At 61.7% G+C, this 26,540-nt stretch carries 28 protein-coding genes and 1 riboswitch; of the genes, 21 read left to right on the forward strand and 7 right to left on the reverse strand.

Annotated elements, in window-relative coordinates; all coding sequences use genetic code 11:
• Nucleotides 1-834, forward strand: coding sequence for a nucleoside triphosphate pyrophosphohydrolase (gene mazG / locus AB4N98_RS20295; RefSeq protein ID WP_460148884.1), 834 nt, complete (start codon nt 1-3; stop codon nt 832-834).
• Between the two features lie 25 nt (nt 835-859).
• Nucleotides 860-1,405, forward strand: coding sequence for a DUF2058 domain-containing protein (locus AB4N98_RS20300; RefSeq protein ID WP_017527556.1), 546 nt, complete (start codon nt 860-862; stop codon nt 1,403-1,405).
• A gap of 92 nt (nt 1,406-1,497) precedes the next feature.
• Here the strand turns inward: AB4N98_RS20300 and AB4N98_RS20305 are convergent, their stop codons facing one another.
• The 7 genes from AB4N98_RS20305 to purM all read right to left on the reverse strand — a co-directional run bounded on the left by AB4N98_RS20305 (nt 1,498) and on the right by purM (nt 9,935).
• Complete coding sequence (locus AB4N98_RS20305; protein ID WP_017527557.1) at nt 1,498-3,618, reverse strand: TonB-dependent receptor; 2,121 nt, start codon at nt 3,616-3,618, stop codon at nt 1,498-1,500.
• A gap of 11 nt (nt 3,619-3,629) precedes the next feature.
• A complete protein-coding gene (locus AB4N98_RS20310; protein ID WP_065878117.1) occupies nt 3,630-4,841 on the reverse strand; it encodes an MFS transporter in 1,212 nt (403 codons plus the stop codon).
• Nucleotides 4,831-6,759: an IucA/IucC family protein gene (locus AB4N98_RS20315; RefSeq protein ID WP_137219833.1), complete on the reverse strand. Its 1,929-nt coding sequence runs from the start codon at nt 6,757-6,759 to the stop codon at nt 4,831-4,833. The genes AB4N98_RS20310 and AB4N98_RS20315 overlap by 11 nt, the downstream gene beginning before the upstream one ends.
• 249 nt (nt 6,760-7,008) lie before the next feature.
• On the reverse strand, nt 7,009-7,197 hold the full coding sequence (locus AB4N98_RS20320) for a hypothetical protein (protein WP_017527560.1): 189 nt from the start codon (nt 7,195-7,197) through the stop codon (nt 7,009-7,011).
• 307 nt (nt 7,198-7,504) lie between these two features.
• The gene (locus AB4N98_RS20325; protein ID WP_017527561.1) at nt 7,505-8,218 is read right to left on the reverse strand and encodes a DUF3108 domain-containing protein; all 714 of its coding nucleotides are present in this window, start codon (nt 8,216-8,218) and stop codon (nt 7,505-7,507) included.
• Nucleotides 8,219-8,226: 8 nt separating this feature from the next.
• On the reverse strand, nt 8,227-8,877 hold the full coding sequence (gene purN / locus AB4N98_RS20330; RefSeq protein ID WP_017527562.1) for a phosphoribosylglycinamide formyltransferase: 651 nt from the start codon (nt 8,875-8,877) through the stop codon (nt 8,227-8,229).
• Complete coding sequence (gene purM / locus AB4N98_RS20335; RefSeq protein WP_065878114.1) at nt 8,877-9,935, reverse strand: phosphoribosylformylglycinamidine cyclo-ligase; 1,059 nt, start codon at nt 9,933-9,935, stop codon at nt 8,877-8,879. The genes purN and purM overlap by 1 nt, the downstream gene beginning before the upstream one ends.
• A gap of 356 nt (nt 9,936-10,291) precedes the next feature.
• Between purM and AB4N98_RS20340 the strand changes: the two genes are divergently transcribed.
• The 19 genes from AB4N98_RS20340 to AB4N98_RS20430 all read left to right on the forward strand — a co-directional run bounded on the left by AB4N98_RS20340 (nt 10,292) and on the right by AB4N98_RS20430 (nt 26,509).
• Nucleotides 10,292-11,329, forward strand: coding sequence for a DUF2066 domain-containing protein (locus AB4N98_RS20340; RefSeq protein WP_068938079.1), 1,038 nt, complete (start codon nt 10,292-10,294; stop codon nt 11,327-11,329).
• A gap of 39 nt (nt 11,330-11,368) precedes the next feature.
• On the forward strand, nt 11,369-12,442 hold the full coding sequence (locus AB4N98_RS20345; RefSeq protein ID WP_065878111.1) for an AI-2E family transporter: 1,074 nt from the start codon (nt 11,369-11,371) through the stop codon (nt 12,440-12,442).
• 203 nt (nt 12,443-12,645) lie between these two features.
• The gene (hda, locus tag AB4N98_RS20350) at nt 12,646-13,350 is read left to right on the forward strand and encodes a DnaA regulatory inactivator Hda (RefSeq protein ID WP_017527566.1); all 705 of its coding nucleotides are present in this window, start codon (nt 12,646-12,648) and stop codon (nt 13,348-13,350) included.
• Between the two features lie 209 nt (nt 13,351-13,559).
• Complete coding sequence (locus AB4N98_RS20355; RefSeq protein ID WP_065878108.1) at nt 13,560-14,189, forward strand: C40 family peptidase; 630 nt, start codon at nt 13,560-13,562, stop codon at nt 14,187-14,189.
• A 144-nt stretch (nt 14,190-14,333) separates the two neighbouring features.
• Nucleotides 14,334-14,873 carry a C40 family peptidase gene (locus tag AB4N98_RS20360; RefSeq protein WP_017527568.1) on the forward strand — a complete coding sequence of 180 codons (540 nt, stop codon included), beginning with the start codon at nt 14,334-14,336 and terminating at the stop codon, nt 14,871-14,873.
• Nucleotides 14,874-14,970: 97 nt separating this feature from the next.
• Nucleotides 14,971-15,216: riboswitch (cobalamin riboswitch) on the forward strand.
• A 79-nt stretch (nt 15,217-15,295) separates the two neighbouring features.
• Nucleotides 15,296-15,907, forward strand: a complete 612-nt coding sequence (cobO, locus tag AB4N98_RS20365) for a cob(I)yrinic acid a,c-diamide adenosyltransferase (RefSeq protein ID WP_065878106.1) — start codon at nt 15,296-15,298, stop codon at nt 15,905-15,907.
• Entirely contained in the window at nt 15,904-17,232 is a 1,329-nt protein-coding gene (locus AB4N98_RS20370) for a cobyrinate a,c-diamide synthase (RefSeq protein WP_217855287.1), read from the forward strand. Before cobO ends, AB4N98_RS20370 begins: the two co-directional genes overlap by 4 nt.
• Complete coding sequence (gene bluB / locus AB4N98_RS20375; protein ID WP_017527571.1) at nt 17,229-17,879, forward strand: 5,6-dimethylbenzimidazole synthase; 651 nt, start codon at nt 17,229-17,231, stop codon at nt 17,877-17,879. The genes AB4N98_RS20370 and bluB overlap by 4 nt, the downstream gene beginning before the upstream one ends.
• Nucleotides 17,876-18,784 carry an adenosylcobinamide-phosphate synthase CbiB gene (cbiB, locus tag AB4N98_RS20380; protein WP_017527572.1) on the forward strand — a complete coding sequence of 303 codons (909 nt, stop codon included), beginning with the start codon at nt 17,876-17,878 and terminating at the stop codon, nt 18,782-18,784. The genes bluB and cbiB overlap by 4 nt, the downstream gene beginning before the upstream one ends.
• Nucleotides 18,777-19,766: a threonine-phosphate decarboxylase CobD gene (gene cobD, locus AB4N98_RS20385; protein ID WP_065878102.1), complete on the forward strand. Its 990-nt coding sequence runs from the start codon at nt 18,777-18,779 to the stop codon at nt 19,764-19,766. Before cbiB ends, cobD begins: the two co-directional genes overlap by 8 nt.
• Entirely contained in the window at nt 19,763-21,229 is a 1,467-nt protein-coding gene (locus AB4N98_RS20390; RefSeq protein ID WP_065878100.1) for a cobyric acid synthase, read from the forward strand. Before cobD ends, AB4N98_RS20390 begins: the two co-directional genes overlap by 4 nt.
• A complete protein-coding gene (gene cobU, locus AB4N98_RS20395) occupies nt 21,217-21,738 on the forward strand; it encodes a bifunctional adenosylcobinamide kinase/adenosylcobinamide-phosphate guanylyltransferase (protein ID WP_068938080.1) in 522 nt (173 codons plus the stop codon). Before AB4N98_RS20390 ends, cobU begins: the two co-directional genes overlap by 13 nt.
• Complete coding sequence (gene cobT, locus AB4N98_RS20400) at nt 21,735-22,790, forward strand: nicotinate-nucleotide--dimethylbenzimidazole phosphoribosyltransferase (protein WP_116079400.1); 1,056 nt, start codon at nt 21,735-21,737, stop codon at nt 22,788-22,790. The genes cobU and cobT overlap by 4 nt, the downstream gene beginning before the upstream one ends.
• Nucleotides 22,787-23,362, forward strand: a complete 576-nt coding sequence (cobC, locus tag AB4N98_RS20405; protein ID WP_065878096.1) for an alpha-ribazole phosphatase family protein — start codon at nt 22,787-22,789, stop codon at nt 23,360-23,362. Before cobT ends, cobC begins: the two co-directional genes overlap by 4 nt.
• A 2-nt stretch (nt 23,363-23,364) precedes the next feature.
• Nucleotides 23,365-24,093 (forward strand): adenosylcobinamide-GDP ribazoletransferase, encoded by a 729-nt coding sequence (locus AB4N98_RS20410; RefSeq protein WP_135196177.1) that lies wholly within the window; start codon nt 23,365-23,367, stop codon nt 24,091-24,093.
• A 42-nt stretch (nt 24,094-24,135) separates the two neighbouring features.
• Complete coding sequence (locus AB4N98_RS20415; RefSeq protein WP_017527579.1) at nt 24,136-24,540, forward strand: MarR family winged helix-turn-helix transcriptional regulator; 405 nt, start codon at nt 24,136-24,138, stop codon at nt 24,538-24,540.
• Between the two features lie 63 nt (nt 24,541-24,603).
• Nucleotides 24,604-25,803, forward strand: a complete 1,200-nt coding sequence (locus tag AB4N98_RS20420; protein WP_161979887.1) for an MFS transporter — start codon at nt 24,604-24,606, stop codon at nt 25,801-25,803.
• Entirely contained in the window at nt 25,800-25,922 is a 123-nt protein-coding gene (locus tag AB4N98_RS20425; RefSeq protein ID WP_017527581.1) for a hypothetical protein, read from the forward strand. Before AB4N98_RS20420 ends, AB4N98_RS20425 begins: the two co-directional genes overlap by 4 nt.
• A gap of 35 nt (nt 25,923-25,957) precedes the next feature.
• Nucleotides 25,958-26,509 carry a glutathione peroxidase gene (locus AB4N98_RS20430; RefSeq protein WP_017527582.1) on the forward strand — a complete coding sequence of 184 codons (552 nt, stop codon included), beginning with the start codon at nt 25,958-25,960 and terminating at the stop codon, nt 26,507-26,509.
• Nucleotides 26,510-26,540 lie beyond the last annotated feature (31 nt).

Genomic DNA, 26,540 nt, shown 5'->3' on the forward strand with positions numbered 1-26,540 from the left:
ATGTATTCACTGGATGACCTGCTGCACTTGATGAATCGCCTGCGGGACCCGCAATACGGGTGCCCGTGGGACATCAAGCAAACCTACGCGAGCATCGTGCCGCACACCCTGGAAGAGGCTTACGAAGTCGCCGATGCCATCGAGCGCGGTGACTTCGACCATCTGCAAGGTGAACTGGGCGACCTGCTGTTCCAGGTGGTGTATTACAGCCAGCTGGCGCGGGAAGAAGGGCGTTTCGAATTTGCCGGGGTGATCGACGGCATCACTCGCAAGCTGATCCGTCGCCACCCGCACGTGTTCCCCACGGGCGACCTGTATGCGCCGCTGGATATCCCGCAATTGAGCGAAGAGCAGGTCAAGCTGCGCTGGGAGCAGATCAAGGCCGAGGAGCGTGCACAAAAGTCTGACGCGCCGGAGCAGCTCTCCCTGCTGGATGATGTGCCTAGCGCATTGCCGTCGTTATCCCGTGCCGCCAAATTGCAAAAACGCGCCAGCCAGGTCGGCTTCGACTGGCCATCCGCCTTGCCGGTGGTGGATAACGTGCGCGAAGAGCTGGATGAAGTGCTCGAAGCCATGGCCGATAACGACTCGGCGGCCATTGCCGATGAGGTCGGTGACCTGCTGTTTGCGGCGGTCAACCTGGCCCGGCACCTGAAGGTCGACCCGGAAACCGCGCTGCGTGGCGCCAATGCCAAGTTCGAACGACGTTTCCGATTTATCGAACAGGCATTGCGCGATACCCAGCGTCCCATAGAAGATTGCACCCTTGAAGAATTGGACGCCCTCTGGGGCGAAGCCAAACGTCAGGAAAAGAACGTGTCCAGCTGCGGTTGAGCAGTTGCCTAAGTGAGTAAGCACCATGAGCCTTTCCCTTCGCGACCAGTTGCTCAAAGCAGGTCTGGTCAACCAAAAGCAGGCCAAGCAGGTCGGCAAAGAGAAACAGAAGCAGCAGCGCCTGGTTCACAAAGGTCAGGCCGAGGTTGATGACACCCAGGCGCGCCTGGCCCAGGAAGCGCAGGCCGAGAAGGTCAAGCGCGATCAGGAGCTGAACCGCCAGCAGCAGGAAAAAGCCGAGGCCAAGGCGCGCACGGCGCAGGTCAAGCAACTGATCGAGACCTCGCGCCTGCCCAAGCTGACCACCGAGGACTACTACAACTTCGTGGATGACAAGAAGGTCAAGCGCCTGTCGGTCAATACGCTGATGCGCAACAAGCTGAGCAACGGCTCACTGGCGATCGTGCACCACGGTGGCGGTTACGAGGTGATCCCCCGTGAAGCGGCGCTGAAGATCCAGGAACGGGCACCGGAGCGTATTGTGCAGCTCAATATCCTGACCGAAAGCCAGGTGCCGGATGAGGATGACCCGTACGCGGCCTACCAGATCCCGGATGATCTGATGTGGTAAGGCGCTAACCCCGTAAACCACAAACCCCGCTCAACAGGCGGGGTTTGTGGTTTCTACGCGGCGTATGGCCGACCGCGGGCTACATCAAGCAATCACCAATCCACCGCATAGCTCAGGCTGAACGTGCGCCCTTGAGCATTCGGGTAAGGCGCGCGTGCGTTGGCCTGGGCGAACATGTTCTGGTAGTTGCGGTCGCTGAGGTTGTAGATCGCCCCTTCCAGGCGCCCGACCGGCAACCGCACTGAGCCCAGCAGGTCGACCAACGTATAGCCTTTTATATCGCGACCATTGTTGTCTTTGAACGCAGCGTCATAGTCCGCCAGTTGCATGCCTTGCAGGCGCAGGCTGTAGTCATCGTGGTCATAACCGACGAAGACGGTGGTCTTGGCCGGCGAGATACGCGTGGCGGGCAGGTCGATCCATTTGCCGTTTTGCTTGGTTTCACCTTTGGCGTAAGCGTAGGTGCCGCCAACCGACCATTGCTCGGTCACGTTGTAGGTGAGGCTGGTTTCGATGCCGCGCACCCGCTCTTTCTGGTTGACCAGGCGCAGCACACGATCGTTTGCGTCGTAGAACTGGGTGACATCCGAGGTGTTCTCATAGGCCGTTACGTTGGCCAGCCACTTGTCCCAATTGCCACGCCAGCCCAACTCGTAGCTATCGACCTTGAGCGCTTGTGCGTTGAGTTTCTGAATGTCATAGGTGCTGCTGACGTCGCGCAGGAAGCGCTGGATATCCGGTAGCGAAAAGCCCTGGCTGAAGTTGGCGAACACGTCCTGGTTTTCACTCAGGTGATACACCGCGCCGAGGTTGTAGAGCGTGTCATCGTATTTAAGGGTGCCGCCGGGCAGGGTTGCACGGTTGCCGGTCTGAACGATTTCCCCGTAGGCGATGCTGTCGGCAACGTCGCTTTCGATCCACTCGCGACGCACACCGCCACGCAGGGTCCAGTCACCGATGTCGTAGGACAGCTGACCAAAAATGGCTTTGGTGGTGGTCTCGATGTCCGGGCCCAGTTCGAAGGTAGTGCCGGTCTTGGTGTAGGTCAGGCCATTGACGCGGTATTGGTCGCCGCGCTGGCGTGAGGTTTCATGGTCATAGTCCGCGCCCCACACCAGGTTGCCGGTTGCCGGGCCGATGTCTGGCATCTGGCTGTCAATCGCCGCGCGCAGCCCATACACATCTTGCACGCTGTTGTTGTCGGCCACGCCGGCGCGGCCGCGCGACAGGTCCGGGAAGAACAGCGCGTCGGCGCGCCGCCAGTAGCTTTCGATCTGTAAGCCCTGACCGTAGAAATCCTTATCGGTGTAGTTGAGATTGACCGCCTGGTTGTGGGTATAAGGCTGGTCATCCAGGTCCAGGCCTTTTACCGCGACGGCATTGCTGGTGATGCGTGGGTTCTTGGTGTAGCGGGTGTCTTGTTCGTCTTTGTAGTCTTGCAGTGACAGGCTGATCTTCTTGTCGTCATCCAACTCATAGCCGAAACGACCTTGCAGGTCGTAGGTGTCGGTGTCCATGTTGCTGCCCTGGGACGTGTCCTGGGGAATGCGCTTGCCGTTGCCGTCAAACTGGTCGTTGCGTTGTACGGTGTTGGCCGATAAGTACCAGTCCACGGGGCCTTGACGGCCCGTTGCGCTCTGAAAGGCCTCGTAGGCGAAGCCCTTGTGGCTGAGGTTGTTGCCGGAGGTCATGCCGAGCTTGCTGCTGAACGCCAGGTCTTCACCTTTGTTGCGCTTGGTGATGATGTTGATGATGCCGCCCGATGCGCCTGCGCCATAGACACTGCTGGCGCCGGATATCACTTCGATACGTTCAATGCTTTCCGGCGCCACGCTGTTGAGCTGACGGAAGTTATCGCGCGTTGCGTTCTGGGACACGCCGTCGATCAGGATCAGCGTACTGCGCCCGCGCAGTGTCTGGCCGAAGTTGCTCATACCGCCGCTGGAAGGCGAAATGCCCGGTACCAACTGGCCGAGGATGTCGGCGACCCGGCGCCCCGCGCCTGCCTGCTGGCGAATCTGATTTTCGTCGATGACCTGCACGGAGCCTGGGATCGCTGCAATGCTGGTTTCACTGCGTGTGGCGGAAACCACTGTGGCCTGTAGCTGCAGGTTGGTGGGGGCTGCCTGCGTTTGCTCGGATTGATCGGCCCAGGCCGGCGCGCTGATCGATCCGAGGAGGGGCAGCAAAACCGCCCATTGCGATTTGTTCATGACCTTGCCTTTCAGTTATTAGAAGTATTGACAGAAAAACGCGATGTTTCGGGCGTTCGGGTGAACGAACGGATTGCGCGGATACCCAGGGCGGCCAGGGCATACGTGAGTGCTACCAGCCAGAAGCTATGAGCCAGACCGACTAGGCCCATGCCGATACCGCCTATCAGGACGCCGCACAGCGCGCCGGCTTTGGCGGCGCTGTTGCCCAGGCCGAGCGCGAAACCTTGTTGGCTGGGCGCCACGGTATTGGCGATGAGGGTGTACGCGACCGGCAACAAAGCGCCTTGCCACACGCCCCATATCAACCGGCTGGCGAGGAACCCCAGCCATTCGCTTGCGATCGCCGTCAAGGCCAACGTCAGGGCGCAGGACCACGTGACCCATTCGATGATGCGTAGCGTCTGCGCCGGCTGATGACGGTCGAACAGGCGCCCCCACAACGGAGCGGACACTGCCAGGGTGAGCGCACTGGCGGCATAGCTGGCACCGATCAGCCACGCCGGGGCGTGTAATACGTCGGCGACGTATAGGGCATAAAACGGTTGCGGCATCATCTTGGCGGCTTGAATCAGCACGATGATTCCCAGCATTGCGCCCAGCCAGCCCTTGGGCAGCGCGTTGGCGGGCGTGGTACGCGCCGGCCGCACGTGCTGCGTATCGCCCGGCAAGAACAGGCTGATCACCGCGCACAACAAGCAGACCGCGGTAGCGCTGTAGCACAGCAGGGCGAAGCCCGAGATATCCATCAGCCAGCCGCCCAGCACTGGCCCGGCCAGCGAGCCCACGGCGGTGGCCGATTGCAGGCGCGCCAAAATGTGGCCGCGCCCGCCATCGCCGCAGCAGGCCAGCGCATAGGCTTGGGCCGCGGCAATGAAGCCGGCCAGTGCACCTTGTGCCACTCTGATGGCCACCAGTAGCCACGGGTCGGTGGTGAAGGCAGCCAACGCCTGGCACACCGCCAGCGCCAGCAATGCCCGGATGATCATCGGCTTATGGCCGGTACGATCACCCAGGCGCCCCCACATCGGCGTGAGCAGCATCGCCGCCATCATCGGCCCGGCATATACCAGGGACGACAGCAGGCCGGTGTAGTGGGCGTCGGCAACTCCCAGCAGCTTCTGGATTTGCAGCGGCCAGAACGGCCCGCTCATTTCCATGGCCCCCATGGACACCAACTGAATCACCACCAGCAGGCGTAGCGCAGTGTGGTTAGCCTGCACGGGCGAGGCTGCTCAGCGGGTTCGGCAGGCGACCCACAATGTCGGCATGGCTTTCAAGCAAGCGCATGCGCATAAACGACTTGGCCGGCCAGTCCTGCTCCAGCAGCGCTTTGCGTTCAGTCTCCCAGCGCTGCGGTTCGACTTGGCTGCGCAAATCATCAAAACACTGGTTGACCTGCGCCGACAGTTCATCCCATAGCAACGCCTGGGGAATATCGAAGTAGCGGGCGCTGAGCAACACCAGCTCTCCCAGATGGCACATGAAGACCGTGTGCAAGAGCTTGTCACGCACGAAGCTCGCGTCGTCGTACAGGGTCATCTTGGGATCGTGCAGTTCGATGTCAAGACCTTGGGCGTGCAAGGTCTTGCGGTCGATCCGGATATCACCGAAGTCACGCAACAACAGGCGGTTCGGTTGCCCATCCGCCGCCATGACCATAAAGGCATTTTGTTGATGGGCCTCGAAAGCCACACCGTAGCGCAGGTACATACCCAGCAGCGCCGGCACCGTGATCGCGGCGTAGTCCCGAAAGAAGGCGAGCATCGCATCCGCGTCGTCAATGCCTTTGCTCAGGCGTACCCATTGCCTCAGCAGGGGTTGCCCATGCTGGTCGATGGCAAACAGGCTGCCCACGGGCACGGCCATTTCGCCGGGCGTGAGCAGGCTCAGCGGGTTGTCGCGGTAGAGCACGGCCAAGTGGCGGGAGCTTTCGTCATTGGCGGGCTGAGGCTTGAAGTGCACGCCGATGCGCTCGGGAACGATGCTGAGCATTTTCTGAATCGCAGGCTCGCGCTTCAAAATGGTCTGCAACAGATGGCTGATGCGCGGGCCCATACGGGCCGAACGGGGTGAAACAGTGCGCTGCACACTGGTCAGTCGCAGTGAAACCGGCAGTTTGACCATCGGCGCGTCGCGCCGGCCCTCGGGCAGCACGGTCCGGAAGGACATGGTGGGGTGGGCGTTGAACGCGACGATGTCGGTCAGCACCAGCAGGCGGTCGCCAATTTCGTTGGCGAACAGTTGCGGCAATTCCTGGCGTGCCTGCCAAGGGTGGGCCGGCAATGGAAGATAGTCGCTGGCCTCAAGCCCCTGGGATGCCAACTGCGCGGTCAGTTGTTGGGCGGCCTGTGGGAAGTGGTGTTGCCACCACGGCCAATAATCCGCCGTACCGGCCAATGTCTCGACATGCGCGAACTGGCGGTGCAGCGCACACAGGAGCACGGGGAAACGAGCTTCGAATTCCGGCGAAAAGTCGATGACCTGGTGCGTGCTCAAACCCAGTTTGGTTTTGTAGTTGGGATGCCACGGATGGCCCAGCGTGCCCCACTGTTCAAGCACCGAGGTAGGGTTGCTGACGCTAGGGTCGTGCTTGAGATGGCTGAGCAGGTTGTGTTGATGCGCAGGGGCCATGGCGGCGTGCAGCTTGAGTGTCCACTGCTCATGGAAGGCGAGGCACAGGGTGTCGTTGACGAAGCTGTCGTCGATCTCTGTGTTGAGCCGGGCCAGTACCTCTGAGGTGGCGGGCGATTCAAGGCAACCGTTGAGCAGCGTCAACAGCTGCGAAGGGAACTGAATTTTTTGTGCAGGCTGATCTGCGCGGCAGAGGGTGACGTGACCGCGCAGGTCCCAACTGCCCATGCGTCCGGGAACAAGGTGATCGAAACGCAGGTGGCTGTGGTCCGGGAGTGCCAGCGAGCATTGACCGCGCTCGTTGTAAGCAAGGGCGTCGCAGGCCAATAGGCCTTCACGAAACAGTGCCTGGACCAAGCGTTGAAAGCTGCGCTCGGCGGCGGGGGCCAGCGTGCAGACCAATGAGTCGAGGGAGATGCGATCGGTTTGAAACTGTGGGGTAGCAAGTGCCTGCGTCCAACGTTCCAGCAATGAAATCTCCGGCGTCCTGCAGTTTCCGTGCGTCACAATCGAATTCCTTATTCGTGGGGCTAGGTAAAACGCGTCGGGATGTTATCGAGAACCATTACCAATTGTCTATTTGTTGTTACATATATTTGTTGGAAACATTTCCCCAGAGCCGTGTTTTAGGGCGGTTGCAGCGCTCATGCGGGGGAGCAGGGGGCTTGGAAAAGCAAAAAACCCGTTCAAAGACGGGTTTTTTGGTTGCAGTGCCCAGGCTGCGTGGGGCCTGGGCATTGGCGCGATTTCAGCGTTTCAGGAGCTTTGCGGCTGACGTTGCATCTCAAGGGCTTCGAGCTCGTTTTTATAATTATGAGCGTCGCTCTCGTTATGGAACATGCCGACCAGCAGGTCTTGTTGGTGTACATCCCAGATGTGAATCCCATGGCCCAAGGCTTCGTGGGACATATGTTCGTCGTCGCGTTCAGTTACTTTTACAGTCATCTGCTTGCTCCAATCTCTGGTGGACCTGCGGCAAGTCGTCGCAGGCCTTTGTTATATGATTTGTTAGCTTGCTAAGTAAACGGCTTTGACGGTTTATGACAGAAGTTTCATGTTGTATGGCAGCTTGATAGGGCTGGGTGGGTCATGCCGCCGCTATCGGGAGCAAGCCCCTCCCACATTTAAAAGTGTTCGCAGTCCAAAACTGGGAGGGGCTCGCTCCCGATGGCGGTAGAAGCTTCAACACAAAATATCCAGGCGAAAAAAAGCCCCGCATTCAGCGAGGCTCCGGTTCAGCTCATCTGCGCAATCAGCTGCCTTTGACGGCCTTACCGTCAACGGTACCGTCCTGCAGCATGATGTTGTATTCCTTGCCGTCGGTTTCCACCTGACGCAATGCAACCAGAATGCCGCCCTGGTCCTTGGCAAACCACATCTGGGTGATGCGCTTGCTTTGCGTCGGGTCGCGCACGCGCTCGACCTTGATCGCATCAATGGAACCGACCTTGGTCTGGACCTTTTCCGGGCCGATCACACGGAAGTCGTAGGTGTCGACGTCGGTGCCTTCCACCACGTTGTAGCTCATGCTCTTTTTGCCGGCCGCCACATCGCGCTGCAGCGCCAGTTGGTAGGTCGACTTGTCGAGCATGCCGCTTTGCAGGGGCACGTTGACCGGGTCTTTGTTTTCAAAGCCGGTGACTTTCTTAGCGGTCTGGTCGAAGTCCAGGTTGATCTTCTTGGCCTTGCCCAGGCCGCCGCGCTCGAAGCTGTAGCTCTTGGGTTGCAGGGCGTCCTTGTCAAACTGGATGACGCTGGTTTCGGTCAGGCTGGCGATCATCATCGAGGCCTTGAAATTCAAGGTCCACGTACCGTCGCCATTCTTGGTCAGGCTGCGTTCAGCCGAACCACTCATGGGCAGCTGTTTCCAGTCGGCGGTGTAGCTGGCGGAGAAAGGGTGAAGGTCTGCCGCTTGCACGGCAGGCAAGGCAAACAGAGCGAAAGCGAAGAGCAAGGCGCGACGCATAAAATCTCCTAGGTTCGAATCAAGTGGCCGCTGGCCGCGAGTAGCTGACCGTCCAATAATGCACCCTGGTCACCAAGAATCAATCGCCCCTCGGCAAACCAGCGTACCGCCAGCGGGTAAATCCTGTGTTCCTGGGTATGGACCCGTTGCGCAAGCGTCTGCGCCGAGTCGTCAGACTCTACCGGAACCACTGCCTGTACGACCAGAGGCCCGCCATCGAGTTCCTCGGTGACAAAATGCACGCTGCAGCCATGTTCGCTGTCACCGGCATCGAGTGCGCGCTGGTGGGTGTGCATGCCTTTGTATTTGGGCAGCAGGGAAGGGTGGATATTGAGCAGGCGCCCTTCATAGTGCCGAACGAAATCAGCGCTGAGGATGCGCATGAAACCGGCCAGTACCACGAGTTTTGGATTGAAGGCGTCGATCAGTTCGATCAAGGCGGCATCGAAGGCCTCGCGGCCTTCGAAAGCCTTGTGATCCAGCGAGCGGGTTTCGATACCCGCGTCTCTGGCGCGTTGCAGGCCATAGGCGTCGCTGCGGTTGGAGATCACCGCAGCGATGCGCACCGGGCTGTCGCCGGTGCGCGTGCTGTCGATCAGGGCCTGCAAGTTACTGCCGGTGCCGGAAAGCAGCACCACGACATCACAGGTCTGAGACATTAATGAGCCTTGAGGTTCTTCAGTTCAACCTGAGCCGCGCCTTCGGCAGCGGTGGCGATCTGGCCGATGACCCAAGGCTGCTCGCCGGCTTCACGCAATACGTTCAACGCGGTTTCGACGTGCTCCTGGGCCACGCAGATCACCATGCCCACGCCGCAGTTCAGCACGCGGTGCATTTCGGTTTCGTTGACGTTGCCTTTTTCCTGCAGCCAGTCGAAGACCGCAGGACGCTGCCAGCTGGCTACGTCGACAATCGCCTGGGCGCCTTTTGGCAGCACGCGCGGGATGTTGTCCAGCAGGCCGCCTCCAGTGATGTGGGCCATGGCCTTGACCGCGCCGGTGTCCTTGATCAGCTTGAGCAGTGGCTTGACGTAGATGCGGGTCGGGGCCATCAGCAGGTCGGTCAGCGGCTTGCCGTCGAGCTGGATATTCTCGATGTCGGCACCGGACACTTCGATGATCTTGCGGATCAGCGAGTAACCGTTGGAGTGCGGACCGGACGATGGCAGGGCGAGCAGGGCGTCGCCGGCCGTCACTTTGGAGCCGTCGATGATTTCGGCTTTCTCTACCACGCCGACGCAGAAGCCAGCCAGGTCGTAGTCTTCGCCTTCGTACATGCCGGGCATTTCGGCGGTTTCGCCACCGACCAGCGAGCAACCCGACAGTTCGCAACCCGCGCCAATGCCGGTCACTACCTGGGTAGCGGTCTCGACGTTGAGCTTGCCGGTGGCGTAATAGTCAAGGAAGAACAACGGCTCGGCGCCGCACACCACCAGGTCGTTGACGCACATGGCCACCAGGTCGATGCCGATGCTGTCGTGCTTGTTCAGGTTCAGTGCCAGGCGCAGCTTGGTGCCCACGCCGTCGGTGCCGGACACCAATACAGGCTGTTTGTAGCCGGCCGGGATTTCGCAGAGGGCGCCAAAACCGCCCAGGCCGCCCATGACTTCGGGGCGCGCAGTGCGCTTGGCGACGCTCTTGATGCGTTCGACCAATGCTTCACCGGCGTCGATGTCTACACCGGCGTCCTTGTAGCTCAGGGAGGGTTGCTTGCTCATGATCCAGGCCTTTAGGGGGGATTTCTGGGTAACGACCGAGCGGGCAGGCGCTTTTGGTAAAAGGCCCAGCCGTTGACGGTCTGCGAAGGCGCGCGATTTTATCAGGCTTGAGGGGCAGCGGCCATCCTCGGGCCGACGGGCAGGGCTATATAGCTGAAAAAAGCGCGTTAAAAAAATGCTAATCGGCTCTGCTTCGGGCCGTATTAAGGTATAGCCTTGAACCCGCTATCGTTATGACGGCGCGAAAACTTACCGAGGCCCTGTGAATGTTTTGTCGGTCGCCATGGTCACAGCCATGGCAAACCGAGATCATGCGGTCTGTTCCAGCCGCTAAATTTGTCGTTCGGGAATCTTCCATGCGTCTGTGTAAATTCTTCTTTGTGGGCTGCTTGTCGTTGGTCAGCCTGGCGAGTCATGCCGAAACCCTCAATGGCCTGTATCAAGTACTTGAACCGGTTAGCAGCCAATCGCCGCAAGAGCGCGATCAGGCCACCCAGCGTGCGGTGCAGACGATGGTGATCCGCCTGACCGGCGACGCCAAAGCCGCCGAAGGCCCGGGCCTGGCGGCGATTCGCAAGGACCCGCAGCAAATCATCACCCAATATGGCTATGACGCCGGGCCGCCCGAGAGCCTGCAAGTGGACTTCGATCCGGTCAGCACCGACCGCGCCCTGCGTGACGCGGGCCTGTCGATCTGGGGCAGCAATCGGCCGTCGATCCTCGGCTGGTGGCTCAACGATTCCACCGAAGGCAGCAGCCTGGTAGGCGATGGCCAGAGCGTTGCCCAGGCCCTGCGCCGCGCGGCACAACATCGCGGTTTGCCGCTGCGCCTGCCCCTGGGGGATCTGGACGAGCAGGTCGTGGCCACCGCGCCGAACCTGGAAAGCGCCGATGCCACCCCCTTGCGCGCCGCTTCCGAACGTTACGGTGCCGACGCCTTGCTGGCGGTGCATGCGCGCCAGGAAGGCAACCAATGGCAAGCCAAATGGCGCCTGTGGCTGGGTGACAAGAGCGAGCAGGGCACCGCCCAAGGTGCCGATACCGGCGCCGTGGCCGACGCGGTGATGCTGGCGATCAGCCAAAAGCTGGCGCCGCGTTTTGCGGTCAAGCCGGGCGTGAGCACCGAACAATTGCTGCAAGTGCAGGGCATGACCCTGGAACGCTATGCGGCGCTGGGGCATTTGCTTGAGCCGTTTGGTGGCCAGCCGCTGCGGGTGGAGGGCGATCGCATCGTGTATCGCGTCAATGGCAGCGCCGATCAGTTGCGCACCCAGTTGAGCCTGGCCAAGTTGCAGGAAATTCCCGCGGGCGAGCCTGCGCCGCAACCGTTAGCGCCAGGCGCGCAACCGCCCGCCGCACCTGAGCCTCAGGCGCAACTGCGGTTTCGTTGGTAAACAGTTCTTCCTTATATAGATAGAAGCATGGAGTGGTGTATGGCGGATACGCGTCGTTGGGTGTGGCTTGGCGGGATTGTCCTGCTGTGCGTTTTTGTGTTCTTGCTGCATTCGATCCTGACGCCGTTCCTGGTTGCGTTGCTGCTCGCCTATCTGTTCGATCCCGTGGTGGATCGCCTGGAGAAGGCCGGGCTGTCGCGGACCTTGGGGGTTGTCGCGGTGTTCGCGCTGTTTACCCTGATCATCACCGCGTTGGTATTGGTGCTGGTGCCGATGTTGGCCAAGCAATTGTTCCGCCTCTATGAACTGGCGCCACAGATGCTCGACTGGTTGCAACACACGGCGATGCCGTGGGCCCAGGCCAAGCTCGGGCTGTCGGACGGCTTCTGGAAGTTCGACAAGGTCAAGGCGGCGATCAGCGAACATATGGGCCAGACCACCGATATCGTGGGTGTGATCCTCAGCCAGGCCACCGCCTCCAGCCTGGCATTGATCGGCTGGCTGACCAACCTGGTGCTGATCCCGGTGGTAGCGTTCTATTTGCTGCGCGATTGGGATGTGATGATGGCCAAGATCCGCAGCCTGCTGCCGCGCAACCGCGAGGAGCGCATCGTCGCCCTGGCCGGTGAGTGTCATGAAGTGCTCGGGGCGTTCGTGCGCGGGCAGTTGCTGGTGATGCTGGCACTGGGGATCATCTACGCCGCCGGCTTGATGGCGATAGGCTTGGAGCTGGGCCTGTTGATCGGCCTGATCGCGGGCTTGGCCGCCATCGTGCCGTACATGGGGTTTGTGATTGGTATCGGTGCGGCGCTGGTGGCCGGGCTGTTCCAGTTTGGCGGTGACCTTTACCCGATGCTGGGCATTGTTGCGGTATTCATGGTCGGCCAGGCCCTGGAAGGCATGGTGCTCACCCCATTGCTGGTGGGCGATCGAATCGGCCTGCACCCCGTGGCGGTGATCTTTGCGATCCTGGCGGGCGGCGAGCTGTTTGGCTTTACGGGCATCCTCCTGGCGCTGCCGGTGGCGGCGGTGATTATGGTGCTGGTGCGCCATGTACATGATTTGTACAAGGATTCCGAGGTGTACACGGGCGTCGAAGACCCCGAGTTGTAATCGCGGCGTCACAAACCCGGCTTCGGCCGGGTTTGGCGTTTATGGCCCTGTGCCGTCAAACAAACCGCAAAAAACCGGCAAGTTAACGCAAACCTTTGATTTTGCTTGTGGTCTGCTGCATTGTGCGCCCGGCTTCACGGGTATAAACTTTGCAAACTTTACACAGAGGCCACTAACGGTTCGATGGGAGCCGTTCAGTCAGCATGAAACCGATTCAGCTGCCCTTAGGTGTGCGTCTGCGTGATGACGCCACCTTTATCAATTACTACCCAGGCGCCAATGCCGCTGCACTCGGCTATGTCGAGCGGCTCTGCGAAGCCGACGCCGGGTGGACTGAAAGCCTGATCTATCTGTGGGGCAAGCATGGCGTGGGGCGTACCCACCTGTTGCAGGCCGCCTGCCTGCGCTTCGAGCAAATGGGTGAGCCGGCGGTATACCTGCCGTTGGCTGAGCTGATGGATCGCGGCATCGGCATCTTCGACAACCTTGAACAGTACGAACTGGTGTGCCTGGATGACCTGCAGGTGATCGCCGGCAAGGCGGATTGGGAAGAGGCGCTGTTCCATTTATTCAATCGCTTGCGTGACAGCGGCCGGCGCTTGCTGATTGCCGCCGCCACGTCGCCTCGGGAATTGCCGGTCAAGTTGGCCGACCTCAAGTCACGCCTGACCCTGGCGCTGATCTTCCAGATGCGCCCCCTGTCCGACGAAGACAAGCTGCGCGCCCTGCAATTGCGTGCATCCCGTCGTGGCCTGCACCTCACCGACGAAGTGGGGCACTTTATCCTCACCCGCGGTACCCGCAGCATGAGCGCCTTGTTCGATTTGCTTGAGCAGCTCGATCAGGCCTCTTTGCAGGCGCAACGAAAATTGACGATCCCTTTTCTCAAAGAGACGTTGGGTTGGTAACACGTTGATTTGTCACGATTCGGCACTTTTCAGGCGCCAGAAAACCTACGTCTGAGCCCGGCGGGCTACGCATTTACGTCATTAATTGGAATCAGGGCTTAGATGTCACGGTCCAATCGCGAAGTCACATAGCGCACGATTGAATTTGCAAATCGATGTGATAGAGGGCATAGTCTCGGCTTCTTTACACATCAGCCACGGTCGTGCCCATGCTAAATCGCTTCGCACCCCTCGTGCCTCTCGCACTCGTTACCCTGTTGTTTGGTTGCGCCTCCCACCCTCAACAAGTGGCAGAGCAGCAGAAGCCTCAACAACAGTCCCAGGCAAAATTCGTCGCTGCGCAGTCTGCTTCCGTTTATGAAGAAGAGCTGGCAACCGAGAAAGAACTGGCCGATTTCTCCGGCAACAAGCCTTACCAGCTTCCAGTTCTGGCCGACAGCATCCTAGAACGCGGCATGTCCCTGATCGGTACCCGTTACCGTTTCGGCGGTACCTCCGAAGCCGGTTTCGATTGCAGCGGTTTTATCGGCTATCTGTTTCGCGAAGAAGCCGGCATGAACCTGCCACGCTCCACGCGCGAAATGATCAACGTGAAAGCACCGTTGGTCGCACGCAACAACCTCAAGCCCGGTGATCTGCTTTTCTTCAGTACGGCAGGCCGTGGTCGTGTCAGTCACGCCGGTATCTACTTGGGTGACAACCAGTTTATCCACTCCAGCAGCCGTCGCAGTGGCGGTGTGCGAGTCGACAGCCTGGGTGACAGCTACTGGAGCAAAACCTTCATCGAAGCCAAGCGCGCACTCGCCATGGCCCCGACTACGGTTACCGCCAGTAAGTAAACTTAAAGTGATACTTGAAGTTTGACGCGTAAGCGCTAGAATCCCTGGATATTGTTGTAACCCGTTCGCGCGAGCTTTGCTTGCGCGTTCTGGTTTTCAGCGTTCGGCAGCGAAAGCCGCATCCAGACCAGGATTGTTCTGCACATGTCGACCTCGGCCCGCCTGATTCTAATTGTTTGCGCCGCGCTTCTCAGCGCCTGCGCCAGCCGCACACCGCCGCCCGCGCCCATCGCGGTCAAGCCCAAGCCGGTGTTCAATTATTCCACCCAGAACTTTTCGCCTGCTGCCGAAGACGTGCTCTTTCGTGCGCTGGGCCTGGTCGGCACGCCTTATCGCTGGGGCGGTAACACGCCGGACTCCGGTTTTGATTGCAGCGGCCTGATCGGCTTCGTCTACCGCGACGCCGCCGGCATTTCCCTGCCACGCACCACGCGCGAGCTGATCGTGATGCGCGCCCAGGATGTGAGCGAGCAGAACCTGCAAACCGGCGACCTATTGTTCTTCGCCACCGGTGGTGGCTCGCAGGTCAGCCATGCTGGGATCTACGTGGGTGAAGGTCGCTTTGTCCATGCGCCGCAAACCGGTGGCACGGTGAAACTGGACACCCTGTCCAAAGCGTATTGGCAGAATGCTTACCTGAGTGCCAAGCGCGTATTGCCGGGCAATCTGGCGCGTAATCCTTAGAATCAATGCCACGTTGCACGCTTAAAGCTGCAAGACGGCGCAATGCCTGCTTGTAGCTTTAGGCTTGACGCTTGCAGCTAGCCCTCCAACCCACTAACCTTCGCCGCTTGTTCCAGGTGCTCTGTGACCCGTGGGTCGACAGAGTGAAACAGGGAAACCGGTGAGTGAGCGCGCTTATACACAGCGCCGCCGCAATTCCGGCGCTGCCCCCGCAACGGTAAATGAGTCAAGACCCTGCATTGAGCCACTGTATCGCTCGCGATATGGGAAGGCGCAGCGTCGGCCTGTTCGCTTCAGAACGCCACTCATGAGCCCGGAGACCGGCCAGGATCATCCAACAGCATCACGGTGGGCGATGCTTGGCTGTCTGTTTTTTCTTTTCCCTGCCCGCCGTTTTTGTTCAGCCCCAACGGAGAGCTGCCATGACCGATACCCCCGACCGCGATGAACGCCACCTGGCACGCATGCTGCGCAAAAAAGCCGTGATCGACGAGCGCATCGCCAATTCACCCAATGAATGCGGCTTGCTATTGGTGCTCACCGGTAATGGCAAAGGCAAGAGCAGCTCGGCATTCGGCATGCTCGCCCGCGCCATGGGCCATGGCATGCAGTGCGGCGTGGTGCAGTTCATCAAGGGGCGTAACAGTACCGGCGAAGAATTGTTTTTCCGCCGTTTCCCCGAGCAAGTGCGCTTTCACGTGATGGGCGAAGGCTTCACTTGGGAAACCCAGGACCGGCAGCGCGATATTGCCGCCGCCGAAGCCGCCTGGGCCGTGTCGCGCCAATTACTGCAAGACCCGTCCATTGGCCTGGTGGTGCTGGATGAGCTCAATATTGCCCTCAAGCATGGCTACCTCGACCTCGATCATGTTCTGAGCGACCTGCAAGCCCGCCCACCGATGCAACACGTGGTCGTCACCGGCCGTGGCGCCAAGCCCGAGTTGATCGAAATGGGCGACACCGTCACTGAAATGGGCATGCTCAAGCATGCGTTCCAGGCCGGTATCAAGGCACAGAAGGGCGTCGAACTGTGAACCCGCCCCGTCATTGCCCGGCTGTATTGATCGCCGCTCCGGCGTCCGGCCAGGGCAAAACCACCGTCACCGCCGCGCTCGCCCGTTTGCATCGTAACCTGGGGCGCAACGTGCGCGTGTTCAAATGCGGCCCGGACTTTCTGGACCCGATGATCCATGAGCGCGCCAGCGGTGCGCCGGTTTATCAATTGGACATGTGGATGGTGGGCGAGCAGGAAAGTCGCCGCTTGTTGTGGGAAGCGGCGGGGGAGGCGGACCTGATCCTGATCGAGGGCGTGATGGGCCTGTTCGACGGCACGCCGTCCAGCGCCGACCTGGCGCGGCACTTCGGCGTGCCGGTGTTGGGCGTGATCGACGGCACCGCCATGGCCCAGACCTTTGGCGCGCTGGCATTGGGCCTGGCGCGCTATCAGCCGGACCTGCCGTTTGCCGGGGTACTGGCCAACCGCGTCGGCACGCTGCGCCATGCGCAGTTGCTCGAAGGCAGCCTCACCGAAGGCCTGCGCTGGTACGGCGCGTTGTCACGTGAGACCGGTATCGAGCTGCCCAGTCGTCACCTGGGGCTGGTGCAGGCCAGCGAATTGAATGATCTCGATATGCGCCTGGACGCCGCCGCCCAAGCCCTGGGCGGTAGTTGCGAAGTCGCGCTGCCGCCGCCGGTGGCCTTCGCCGCACCGCAGGTGATCGAGGCGGAGCCATTGCTCAAGGGCGTGCGCATCGCCGTCGCCCGTGACGAAGCCTTCGCGTTCACCTACGGCGCCAGCCTCGACCTGCTGCGAGCGATGGGGGCTCAGTTGAGCTTCTTTTCGCCGATCCATGATCACGCACTGCCCGACGCCGACAGCCTCTATCTGCCCGGTGGTTACCCGGAACTGCACCACCAGGCGCTGTCGGAAAATACCCCGATGCTCGCTGCCATCCGCGCCCACCACGCCGCCGGCAAGCCGTTGCTCGCCGAATGCGGCGGCATGCTCTACCTGCTGGACTCGCTCACCGACGTCGACGGCAACCGTGCCGAACTGCTCGGCCTTTTACCGGGCGATGCGGTGATGCAAAAGAAACTCGCGGCCCTGGCCCTGCAAAGCGTCGAATTGCCGGAAGGCGTGTTGCGCGGGCACACGTATCACCATTCCCTGACCAGCACCGAGTGCCAGCCGATTGCCCGTGGCCTGAGCCCTAACGGTGGGCGCGGTGCCGAGGCGGTTTACCGACAGGGGCGGATGACAGCCTCTTATGTGCACTTTTATTTCCCATCGAACCCATCAGCGGTCGCCGCCTTGTTTGCACCCAATGTGGGAGGGGGCTTGCCCTCGATAGGGCCATGACCGACAACGCATTTGCCCCGGCCGACCGCGACGCCGTCTACCGCGCCATCGCCGAGCGCCGCGACATGCGCCACTTCAGCGGCGGTACGGTGGCTCCCGAATTGCTTCATCGCCTGCTCCAGGCCGCGCATCAGGCACCCAGTGTGGGTTTGATGCAGCCGTGGCGTTTTATCCGCATCAGCGACCGCCACCTGCGTGGGCAAATCCAGCAAGTGGTCGAAGAAGAGCGCGTGCGCACCGCCCAAGCCCTGGGCGAACGTTCCGATGAATTCATGAAGCTCAAGGTCGAAGGCATTCACGACTGCGCTGAAGTACTGGTGGCGGCGTTGATGGATGATCGCGAGCGGCACATTTTCGGCCGCCGTACCTTGCCGGAAATGGACATGGCTTCGCTGTCCTGTGCGATCCAGAATCTATGGCTGGCTGCCCGTGTCGAAGGGCTGGGCATGGGCTGGGTATCGTTGTTCGACCCCCAGGCCCTGGCCGATCTGCTGGGCCTGCCGCCCGGCGCCAAACCCCTGGCCGTGCTGTGCCTGGGGCCGGTGGCCGAATTCTATCCGGCACCGATGTTGCAGCTCGAAGGCTGGGCCGAACCGCGGCCGCTGAAAGACATGTTGTATGAGAATACGTGGGGAGCGAGTCAATGAGTGTGGCCTTGCTGTGTGTCGCCGGGGTGGCGTTGGATGCGCTGCTGGGTGAACCCAGGCGTCGGCATCCGCTGGTGGCGTTCGGCAATTTTGCCGGGCGCATCGAGCAACGCTTCAATAGCGGTGGCCGTGGCTGGCGCAGCCATGGCGTGACGGCATGGTTTATCGCCGTGGTGCCGTTGACGCTGCTGGCCACCGCGCTGTCGTGGGCGCCCTATATCGGGTGGGCGCTGGAGATTCTGGCGCTGTACTGTGCCCTCGGCATGCGCAGCCTGGGTGAACATGTACTGCCTGTCGCCCAGGCGTTGCGCAGCGATGACCTGGATGAAGCGCGCACGCGGGTGAGTTACCTGGTGAGCCGCCAGACCAGCGAGCTGGACAGCACCGAAGTAGCCCGTGCCGCCACCGAATCGGTGCTCGAAAACGGCAGTGATGCGGTGTTTGCCGCGTTGTTCTGGTTCGTGGTCGCTGGCGTACCGGGGGTGGTGCTCTACCGTTTGAGCAATACCCTCGACGCCATGTGGGGCTATCGCAATGAGCGCTTTGAACGCTTTGGCTGGGCGGCGGCGAAAATCGACGACGTACTGAACTACATTCCTGCGCGCCTGGTGGCCTTGACCTACGCGGTGCTGGGCAAAACCGCCCTGGCGCTCAAATGCTGGCGTACCCAGGGGCCGACATGGGACAGCCCCAACGCGGGGCCGGTGATGGCGTCCGGGGCCGGCGCACTGGGCGTCGAATTGGGCGGTGCGGCGATTTATCACGGCGAGCTGCACCAGCGCCCGCCATTGGGCGAAGGCCCGGCGGCGGATGCCGATTCAATCGAACGAGGCTGGCAACTGGTGCAGCGCGGCGTTTGGCTGTGGCTGCTGATCCTATGCGCGGGGGCGCAATTCTATGCTTGAACACGGTGGTCGGCTGCGCAAAGCGTCGGTTCAATACGGGATTGCCGAGGCCAACTGGCTGGATCTCTCCAGCGGCCTTGCGCCCTGGCCCTGGCCGATCCCCGAGATACCGCTACGCGCTTGGGCGCGCCTGCCGGAAACCGACGACGGCCTGGAGCAGGCCGCCGGCGAGTATTACGGCGCGGCGCACGTGTTGCCGGTGCCCGGTTCCCAGGCGGCGATCCAGTTGCTGCCACGCCTGCGCCGTGCGGGCAAGGTCGGCGTGTTATCGCCGTGCTACGCCGAACACGCCGAAGCTTGGCGCCGCGCGGGTTACGTGGTGCGTGAGGTGCAGGAGCAGGAAGTCGACTTTTTCCTCGATGGCCTCGATGTGCTGGTGGTGGTCAACCCCAACAACCCCACCGGTCTGAGCCTCAGCCCGCAGCGCCTGCTGGATTGGCACACGCGGCTGGCCCAGCGCGGCGGCTGGCTGGTGGTGGACGAAGCGTTTATGGACGTGACCCCGCAATTGAGCCTGGCGAGCCAGGCCCATCAGGTTGGCCTGATTGTACTGCGCTCGTTCGGCAAGTTTTTCGGCCTGGCGGGTGTACGGCTGGGCTTTGTGCTGGCCGAGCGCCGGCTGCTCAAGTTGCTCGCCGAGCAGGTCGGGCCGTGGGCGGTCAGTGGGCCGACGCGGGTGCTTGGCCAAGCGTGCCTGCGCGACACCGCCGGCCACGCGCACCAGCGCGCCCGGTGCCTGGAGGCCGGCCGGCGCTTGTTCGAGTTGCTGCAACGCCATGGCTTTGAACCGCAGGGCGGCTGCGCCTTGTTCCAATGGTTGATCACTCCGCATGCCGAACGCATGCACGAATTCATGGCCCAGCGCGGCATTCTGCTGCGCCTGTTTGTGCACGACAGCAGCCTGCGCTTCGGCCTGCCCGACACCGAGGTCGATTGGCTGCGCCTCGACGCGGCGCTGGCTGCCTATAAGGACGCTGCATGAGTACGCTGATGGTGCAAGGCACCACCTCCGATGCGGGTAAAAGCACCCTGGTGACTGCGCTGTGCCGTTGGCTGGTGCGCCAAGGCATTGCAGTGGCACCGTTCAAACCGCAGAACATGGCGCTCAACAGTGCGGTGACCGCCGAAGGCGGCGAAATAGGCCGCGCCCAGGCGGTGCAGGCCCAGGCGGCCAACCTGGCGCCGCATACCGATATGAACCCGGTGCTGCTCAAACCCAACAGCGACACCGGCTCCCAAGTGATCATCCATGGCCGTGCGGTCACCAGCATGAACGCGGTGGCCTATCACGACTACAAAGCCATCGCGATGCAAGCGGTGCTGGCTTCCCACTCGCGCTTGAGCCAGGCCTACCCGGTGGTGATGGTGGAAGGGGCGGGGTCGCCGGCAGAGATCAACCTGCGCGCCAACGACATCGCCAATATGGGCTTCGCCGAGGCGGTGGATTGCCCGGTGTTGTTGATCGCCGATATCAATCGGGGCGGGGTGTTCGCCCATTTGGTCGGCACGCTGGAGTTGCTCTCACCCAGCGAACAGGCGCGGGTCAAAGGCTTCATCATCAACCGTTTTCGCGGTGATATCGCGCTGCTGCAGCCTGGCCTCGATTGGCTGCAAGCGCGTACCGGCAAACCGGTAGTGGGCGTATTGCCGTACGTGATGGACCTGCACCTGGAAGCCGAAGACGGCATTGACCATCGCCAGATCGACAAGGCCGCGCAGGTACTCAAGGTGGTGGTCCCGGTGTTGCCGCGCATCAGCAACCATACGGATTTCGACCCGCTGCGCCTGCATCCCCAAGTGGATCTGCAGTTCGTCGGGCCGGGCCAACCTATACCCGCCGCCGACCTGATTATCCTGCCGGGCTCGAAAAGCGTGCGCAGCGATCTGGCGTATCTGCGCGCCAATGGCTGGCACACCGCCGTGGCGCGGCACCTGCGTTATGGCGGCAAGGTGCTCGGTATTTGCGGCGGCTTGCAGATGCTTGGCGAGCAGGTGCACGACCCGTTGGGCCTGGAAGGGCCGGCGGGTTCCAGCGATGGCCTGGGCCTGCTGGCGTTCAGCACCACGCTGGAGCACGAAAAACAGCTGCGCAACGTTCGCGGTCGCTTGTTGCTGGAAGATGCCGAGGTCAGCGGCTATGAGATCCATGCCGGCGTAACATCGGGCGAAGCCTTGTCGAGCGCTGCCGTGCACTTGGATGACGGCCGTACCGATGGCGCCCTGAGTGCCGACGGGCAGATCCTCGGCACCTACCTGCACGGGCTGTTCGAAACCCCGGCCGCGTGCAGCGCCTTGCTGCGCTGGGCGGGGTTGGCCAACGTGCAGGCGGTGGATTACCACGCCCTGCGCGAGCGCGACATCGAGCGGTTGGCGGACCTGGTGGAGCGCCACCTGGATACGGATTTGTTGCGCACCTTGTGTGGAGTCGCCTCATGCACCAACTGATCCTGGGCGGCGCCCGTTCCGGTAAAAGTCGCCTCGCCGAAAAACTCGCCAGCGACAGCGCGTTGCCTGTCATTTATATCGCTACCAGCCAACCGCTGGACGGCGAGATGAACACCCGCGTGGCCTTGCATCGCAAGCGTCGCCCCGAGCAGTGGGGCTTGATCGAAGAACCGATCGAGTTGGCGCGGGTGCTGCGCGAAAACGCCGCCCCCGGCCGCTGCCTGCTAGTGGATTGCCTGACGTTGTGGTTGACCAACCTGCTCATGCTCGAAGACCGGGAGCGCCTGGCGTTCGAGCGCGAGCAATTGTTGGAAAGCCTGGGCACGCTGGCGGGTGAAATCATTTTTGTCAGCAACGAGACCGGTCTGGGTGTCGTGCCGCTGGGCGAATTGACTCGCCGCTATGTGGATGAAGCCGGTTGGCTGCATCAAGCCTTGGCCGAACGGTGTCAGCGCGTGGTCCTGACCGTTGCCGGCCTGCCCCTGACTTTGAAAGGTACTGCGTTATGACTGACACTTGGTGGCTCAACCCGTGTAAGGCGATTGACGCCTCTGCGTACGAGCAGGCGCTGGCGCGCCAACAGCAATTGACCAAACCTGCCGGCTCCCTCGGCCAGTTGGAAGCGCTGGCCGTGCAATTGGCCGGCTTGCAGGGCCAGGTCAAACCGTCGATGGACCGGCTGTGGATCGCTATTTTTGCCGGTGACCACGGCGTGGTCGCCGAGGGCGTGTCGGCCTATCCCCAGGAAGTCACCGGGCAAATGCTGCATAACTTTGTCACCGGCGGTGCGGCCATCAGCGTGTTGGCGCGTCAGTTGGGCGCGCAGCTGGAAGTGGTGGACCTCGGCACGGTGAACCCTTCGCTGAACTTGCCTGGCGTGCATCACCTGAACATAGGCGTCGGCACCGCCAATTTCGTCAAGGGCCCGGCAATGACTGCTGCCCAGGGCAGATTGGCGCTGCAAGCGGGTCGCGATAGCGTGCTGCGTGCCCGTGAAAACGCTGCGCAATTGTTTATCGGCGGCGAAATGGGCATCGGCAACACCACCGCCGCCAGTGCGCTGGCGTGTGCGTTGCTCAAGTGCCAGGCCAGTGACCTGACCGGCCCTGGCACGGGCTTGAACGCCGACGGTGTCAGCCACAAGGTGGCCGTGATTGAACGCGCTTTGGCGCTGCACGCCGGGCAGCGCGATGATGCCCTGCACACCCTGTTCAATCTTGGCGGTTTTGAGATTGCCGCATTGGTGGGGGCCTACCTGGCGTGCGCCCAGGAAGGCATCGTCGTGCTGGTGGACGGGTTTATCTGCACCGTCGCTGCGCTGGTCGCCACGCGGTTGAACCCGGCATGCCGCGACTGGTTGCTGTTCGGCCATCGCGGGGCGGAGCCCGGCCATCGGCACGTGTTGCACAGCCTTGATGCGCAACCGTTGCTCGACCTGGGCCTGCGCCTGGGTGAGGGCAGTGGCGCCGCGTTGGCCGTGCCGCTGCTGCGCCTGGCCTGTGCGTTGCACGGGCAAATGGCGACCTTTGCCGAAGCGGCCGTGGCGGACCGCCCGGCATGACCTTGCACCTGGACCTGCTGCGTCACGGCGAAACCGAACTGGGCGGCGGCCTGCGTGGCAGCCTGGACGACGCATTGACCGTCAGGGGCTGGGAGCAGATGCGCGCCGCAGTGGCGCAGCGAGGACCTTGGGACCGGGTGGTCAGTTCGCCATTGCAGCGCTGCGCGCGGTTCGCCGATGAATTGGGTGCGCGGTTCAACCTGCCGGTGAGCCTGGAGAACGATCTGCAAGAACTGCATTTCGGCGCTTGGGAAGGTCAGAGCGCGGCGGCGTTGATGAACACCGATGCCGAAGGCCTGGGGCTGTTCTGGGCCGATCCCTACAGCTTTACGCCGCCCGATGGCGAGCCGGTGGGCGAATTTTCTGAGCGGGTTCTGGGCGCTGTCTCACGCTTGTATCAGGCCTATGCCGGTAAGCGGGTGTTGTTGATCAGCCATGGCGGCGTGATGCGCTTGCTGCTGGCGCGTGCGCGGGGGTTGCCCCGTGAGCAACTGCTGAACGTGGAGGTCGGCCATGGCGGCTTGTTCAGCCTGCGGGTGGCCGCCGATGGTGGGTTGAAGGAAGGAATCTGACGATGCTGCCGTTCTGGATCGCTCTGCAATTTCTCAGCAGTTTGCCGATTCGCCTGCCGGGGATGCCGCAGCCCCTGGAATTGGGGCGTTCATTGCTGTTTTATCCGTTGGTCGGGTTGCTGTTCGGGTTGCTGCTGTGGAGTTTGAATGCGGCCCTGCTGGGCGCGCCGCTGTTGCTGCATGCCGCGCTGCTGTTGACCGCCTGGGTGTTGCTCAGCGGCGGCCTGCACCTGGATGGCCTGGCGGACAGCGCCGATGCCTGGCTGGGTGGCTTCGGCGACCGCGAACGCACCCTTACCATCATGAAAGACCCACGCAGCGGGCCGATTGCCGTGGTCACGCTGAGTTTGGTGCTGCTGCTCAAATTCACCGCGTTGGTGGCCTTGATCGAACAGCACAACGGTGCGGCATTGATCCTGGCGCCGCTGATCGGGCGGGCCTCGATGCTGGCGTTGTTCCTCACCACGCGCTATGTGCGGGCAGGCGGATTGGGCCAGGCACTGTCGGATCATTTACCCAGAACCGTCGGCCAGCAGGTGCTGGTTCTCAGCGGTCTGGCGTGCGTCCTCATCGGCGGTTTCAACGGCGGGGTGGCCGTGTTGCTCGCCACGCTGTGCTTTATGGGGCTGCGCCAATTGATGATCAAGCGTCTCGGCGGCACCACGGGCGACACCGCTGGGGCCTTGCTGGAGTTGCTTGAGGTCGCGGTAGTGGTCGGCCTGGCGCTGTAACACTTTCTTGCATTCCCTTAATCGCGGGTATATACACGTTCCATGCTTGCCTCCCAATGTTTATGCACCAACCTGCGACGTGCCGCCCGTGGCGTCAGCAGGCACTATGACGGCGCTCTCGACGGCTTCGGGATCAACGTCGCCCAGTATTCCTTGCTGTGTAACCTGCAGCGCCTCGATCAACCGAGCATTTCCAGCCTGGCCGAGGCCATGGGCCTGGATCGCAGCACCCTGGGGCGAAACCTGCGGGTGCTGGAATGCGAAGGCTTGGTGCAATTGGTCGAGGGCAATGACCTGCGCAACCGCCTGGTGTTGCTCACCGAAGCGGGTGCGCAGCGCCTGGCCGACGCCTTGCCGGCCTGGGAAGCGGCACAACAGAAATTGATCGATCGACTCGGCGCGCAAAAACGCGAAACCTTGTTGGCCTTGCTGGATGAACTCGCCTGAGTGCGGGTTTGTTCGAACACAAGCGGGTATATACCCGTGAGCGGAGAATAAGAAATGACCTCGATGTGGCGCACCAGCGGTTGGATCCTTGTGGGGAGTGCGCTGATCCTGGCGCTGTCTTTGGGCGTGCGGCATGGTTTCGGCCTGTTTCTGGCGCCGATGAGCAGCGAATTCGGCTGGGGCCGTGAGACCTTTGCCTTCGCCATCGCCTTGCAGAACCTGATCTGGGGTCTGGCGCAGCCATTTACCGGTGCGTTGGCCGACCGTTTCGGCGCCACCAAGGCCGTCTTTGTCGGTGGGGTGTTGTACGCCGCCGGCCTGGTGCTGATGGGCATGTCCGATTCGGCCTGGACGTTGTCGTTGAGTGCGGGCCTGCTCATCGGCATTGGCCTGTCCGGCACCTCGTTCTCGGTGATTCTGGGTGTGGTCGGCCGCGCGGTGGCGCCGGAAAAACGCAGCATGGCCATGGGCATTGCCAGCGCCGCCGGTTCTTTTGGCCAATTCGCCATGGTGCCGGGCACGTTGGGCTTGATCAGTTGGTTGGGGTGGTCGGCCGCGCTGCTGGCGCTGGGCTTGATGGTGGCGCTGATCCTGCCGCTGGTGATAATGCTCAAGGACCGGCCGCTGCCGGTGCTGGCCGGCCAGCAAACCCTGCGCGAAGCTTTGAAGGAAGCCTGCTCGCACTCCGGGTTCTGGCTGCTGGCCTTTGGCTTTTTCGTCTGCGGTTTCCAGGTGGTGTTTATCGGCGTGCATCTGCCGGCATACCTGGTGGACCAACACTTGCCGGCCACCGTCGGCACGACCGTATTGGCGCTGATCGGCCTGTTCAACATCTTCGGTACCTACACCGCCGGCTGGCTCGGTGGGCGCATGTCCAAACCACGCTTGTTGACGGGTTTGTACCTGTTGCGCGCGGTGGTGATCGTGTTGTTCCTGTGGGCGCCGGTCACCGAAATCAGCGCTTATCTGTTCGGCATGGCCATGGGCTTTCTGTGGCTGTCCACGGTGCCGCTAACCAACGGCACGGTCGCCACGCTGTTTGGTGTGCGAAACCTGTCCATGCTCGGTGGGATCGTGTTCCTGTTCCATCAACTGGGTTCATTCCTGGGCGGTTGGTTAGGCGGAGTGGTCTATGATCGAACCGGCAACTACGATTTGATCTGGCAAATGGCGATCCTGCTTAGCCTGCTCGCTGCGGCCCTGAATTGGCCGGTGCGTGAGCGGCCGGTCGCGCGATTGCAGGCACAGATGGAGGCAGCATGAATTCGATGGGGTACCTGTTCGGCGGGGTTGGCGCGATAGCGCTGCTGCTGGTGTTGGCATGGTGGGGCTGGCAGCGGGGTGGGCTGGCATTGATGCAACTGGGTATGTCGATCTGTTAAGTTCGATGTCCGGATTCTTTAAAGGACTTTTTGACATGCAGATGCGCTGGCTGGCTGTACCTGTGCTGATGGCGACCTTTGGCGGCGTGGCGTTGGCCGCCGAGTGCCCTTCCTTGCTTGAGGGCCAATTGCCCAAGCTGCGCGCCAAGGAGTCCATCGACCTGTGCCAGCGCTTTGCCGGCAAGCCACTGGTCATCGTCAACACCGCAAGCTTTTGTGGGTTCGCGCCGCAGTTCAAAGGCCTCGAAGCCTTGTATCAGCGCTACAAGGACCAAGGGCTGGAAGTGATCGGCGTGCCGTCCGATGACTTCAAGCAGGAAGCCAAGACGGGCGAGGAAACCGCCAAGGTCTGCTACGTGAATTATGGCGTGACCTTCACCATGACCGAGCCGCAGAAGGTCAAGGGGCCGGACGCGGTACACCTGTTCAAGGTGCTGGCGCAGCAGAGCAATGCGCCGAAGTGGAATTTCTACAAGTACGTGGTGGACCGTCAGGGCAAGGTGGTCGCCGATTTCTCCAGCCTGACCAAGCCGGACAGCCCGGAGCTGATCGAGGCGGTGGAGAAGGCCATCGCCTCCAAACCCTGAGCAACCCCGACTAAAAAGCCCCGCCTCCTTT

It is taken from the genome of Pseudomonas sp. S3_E10, assembly GCF_054667615.1.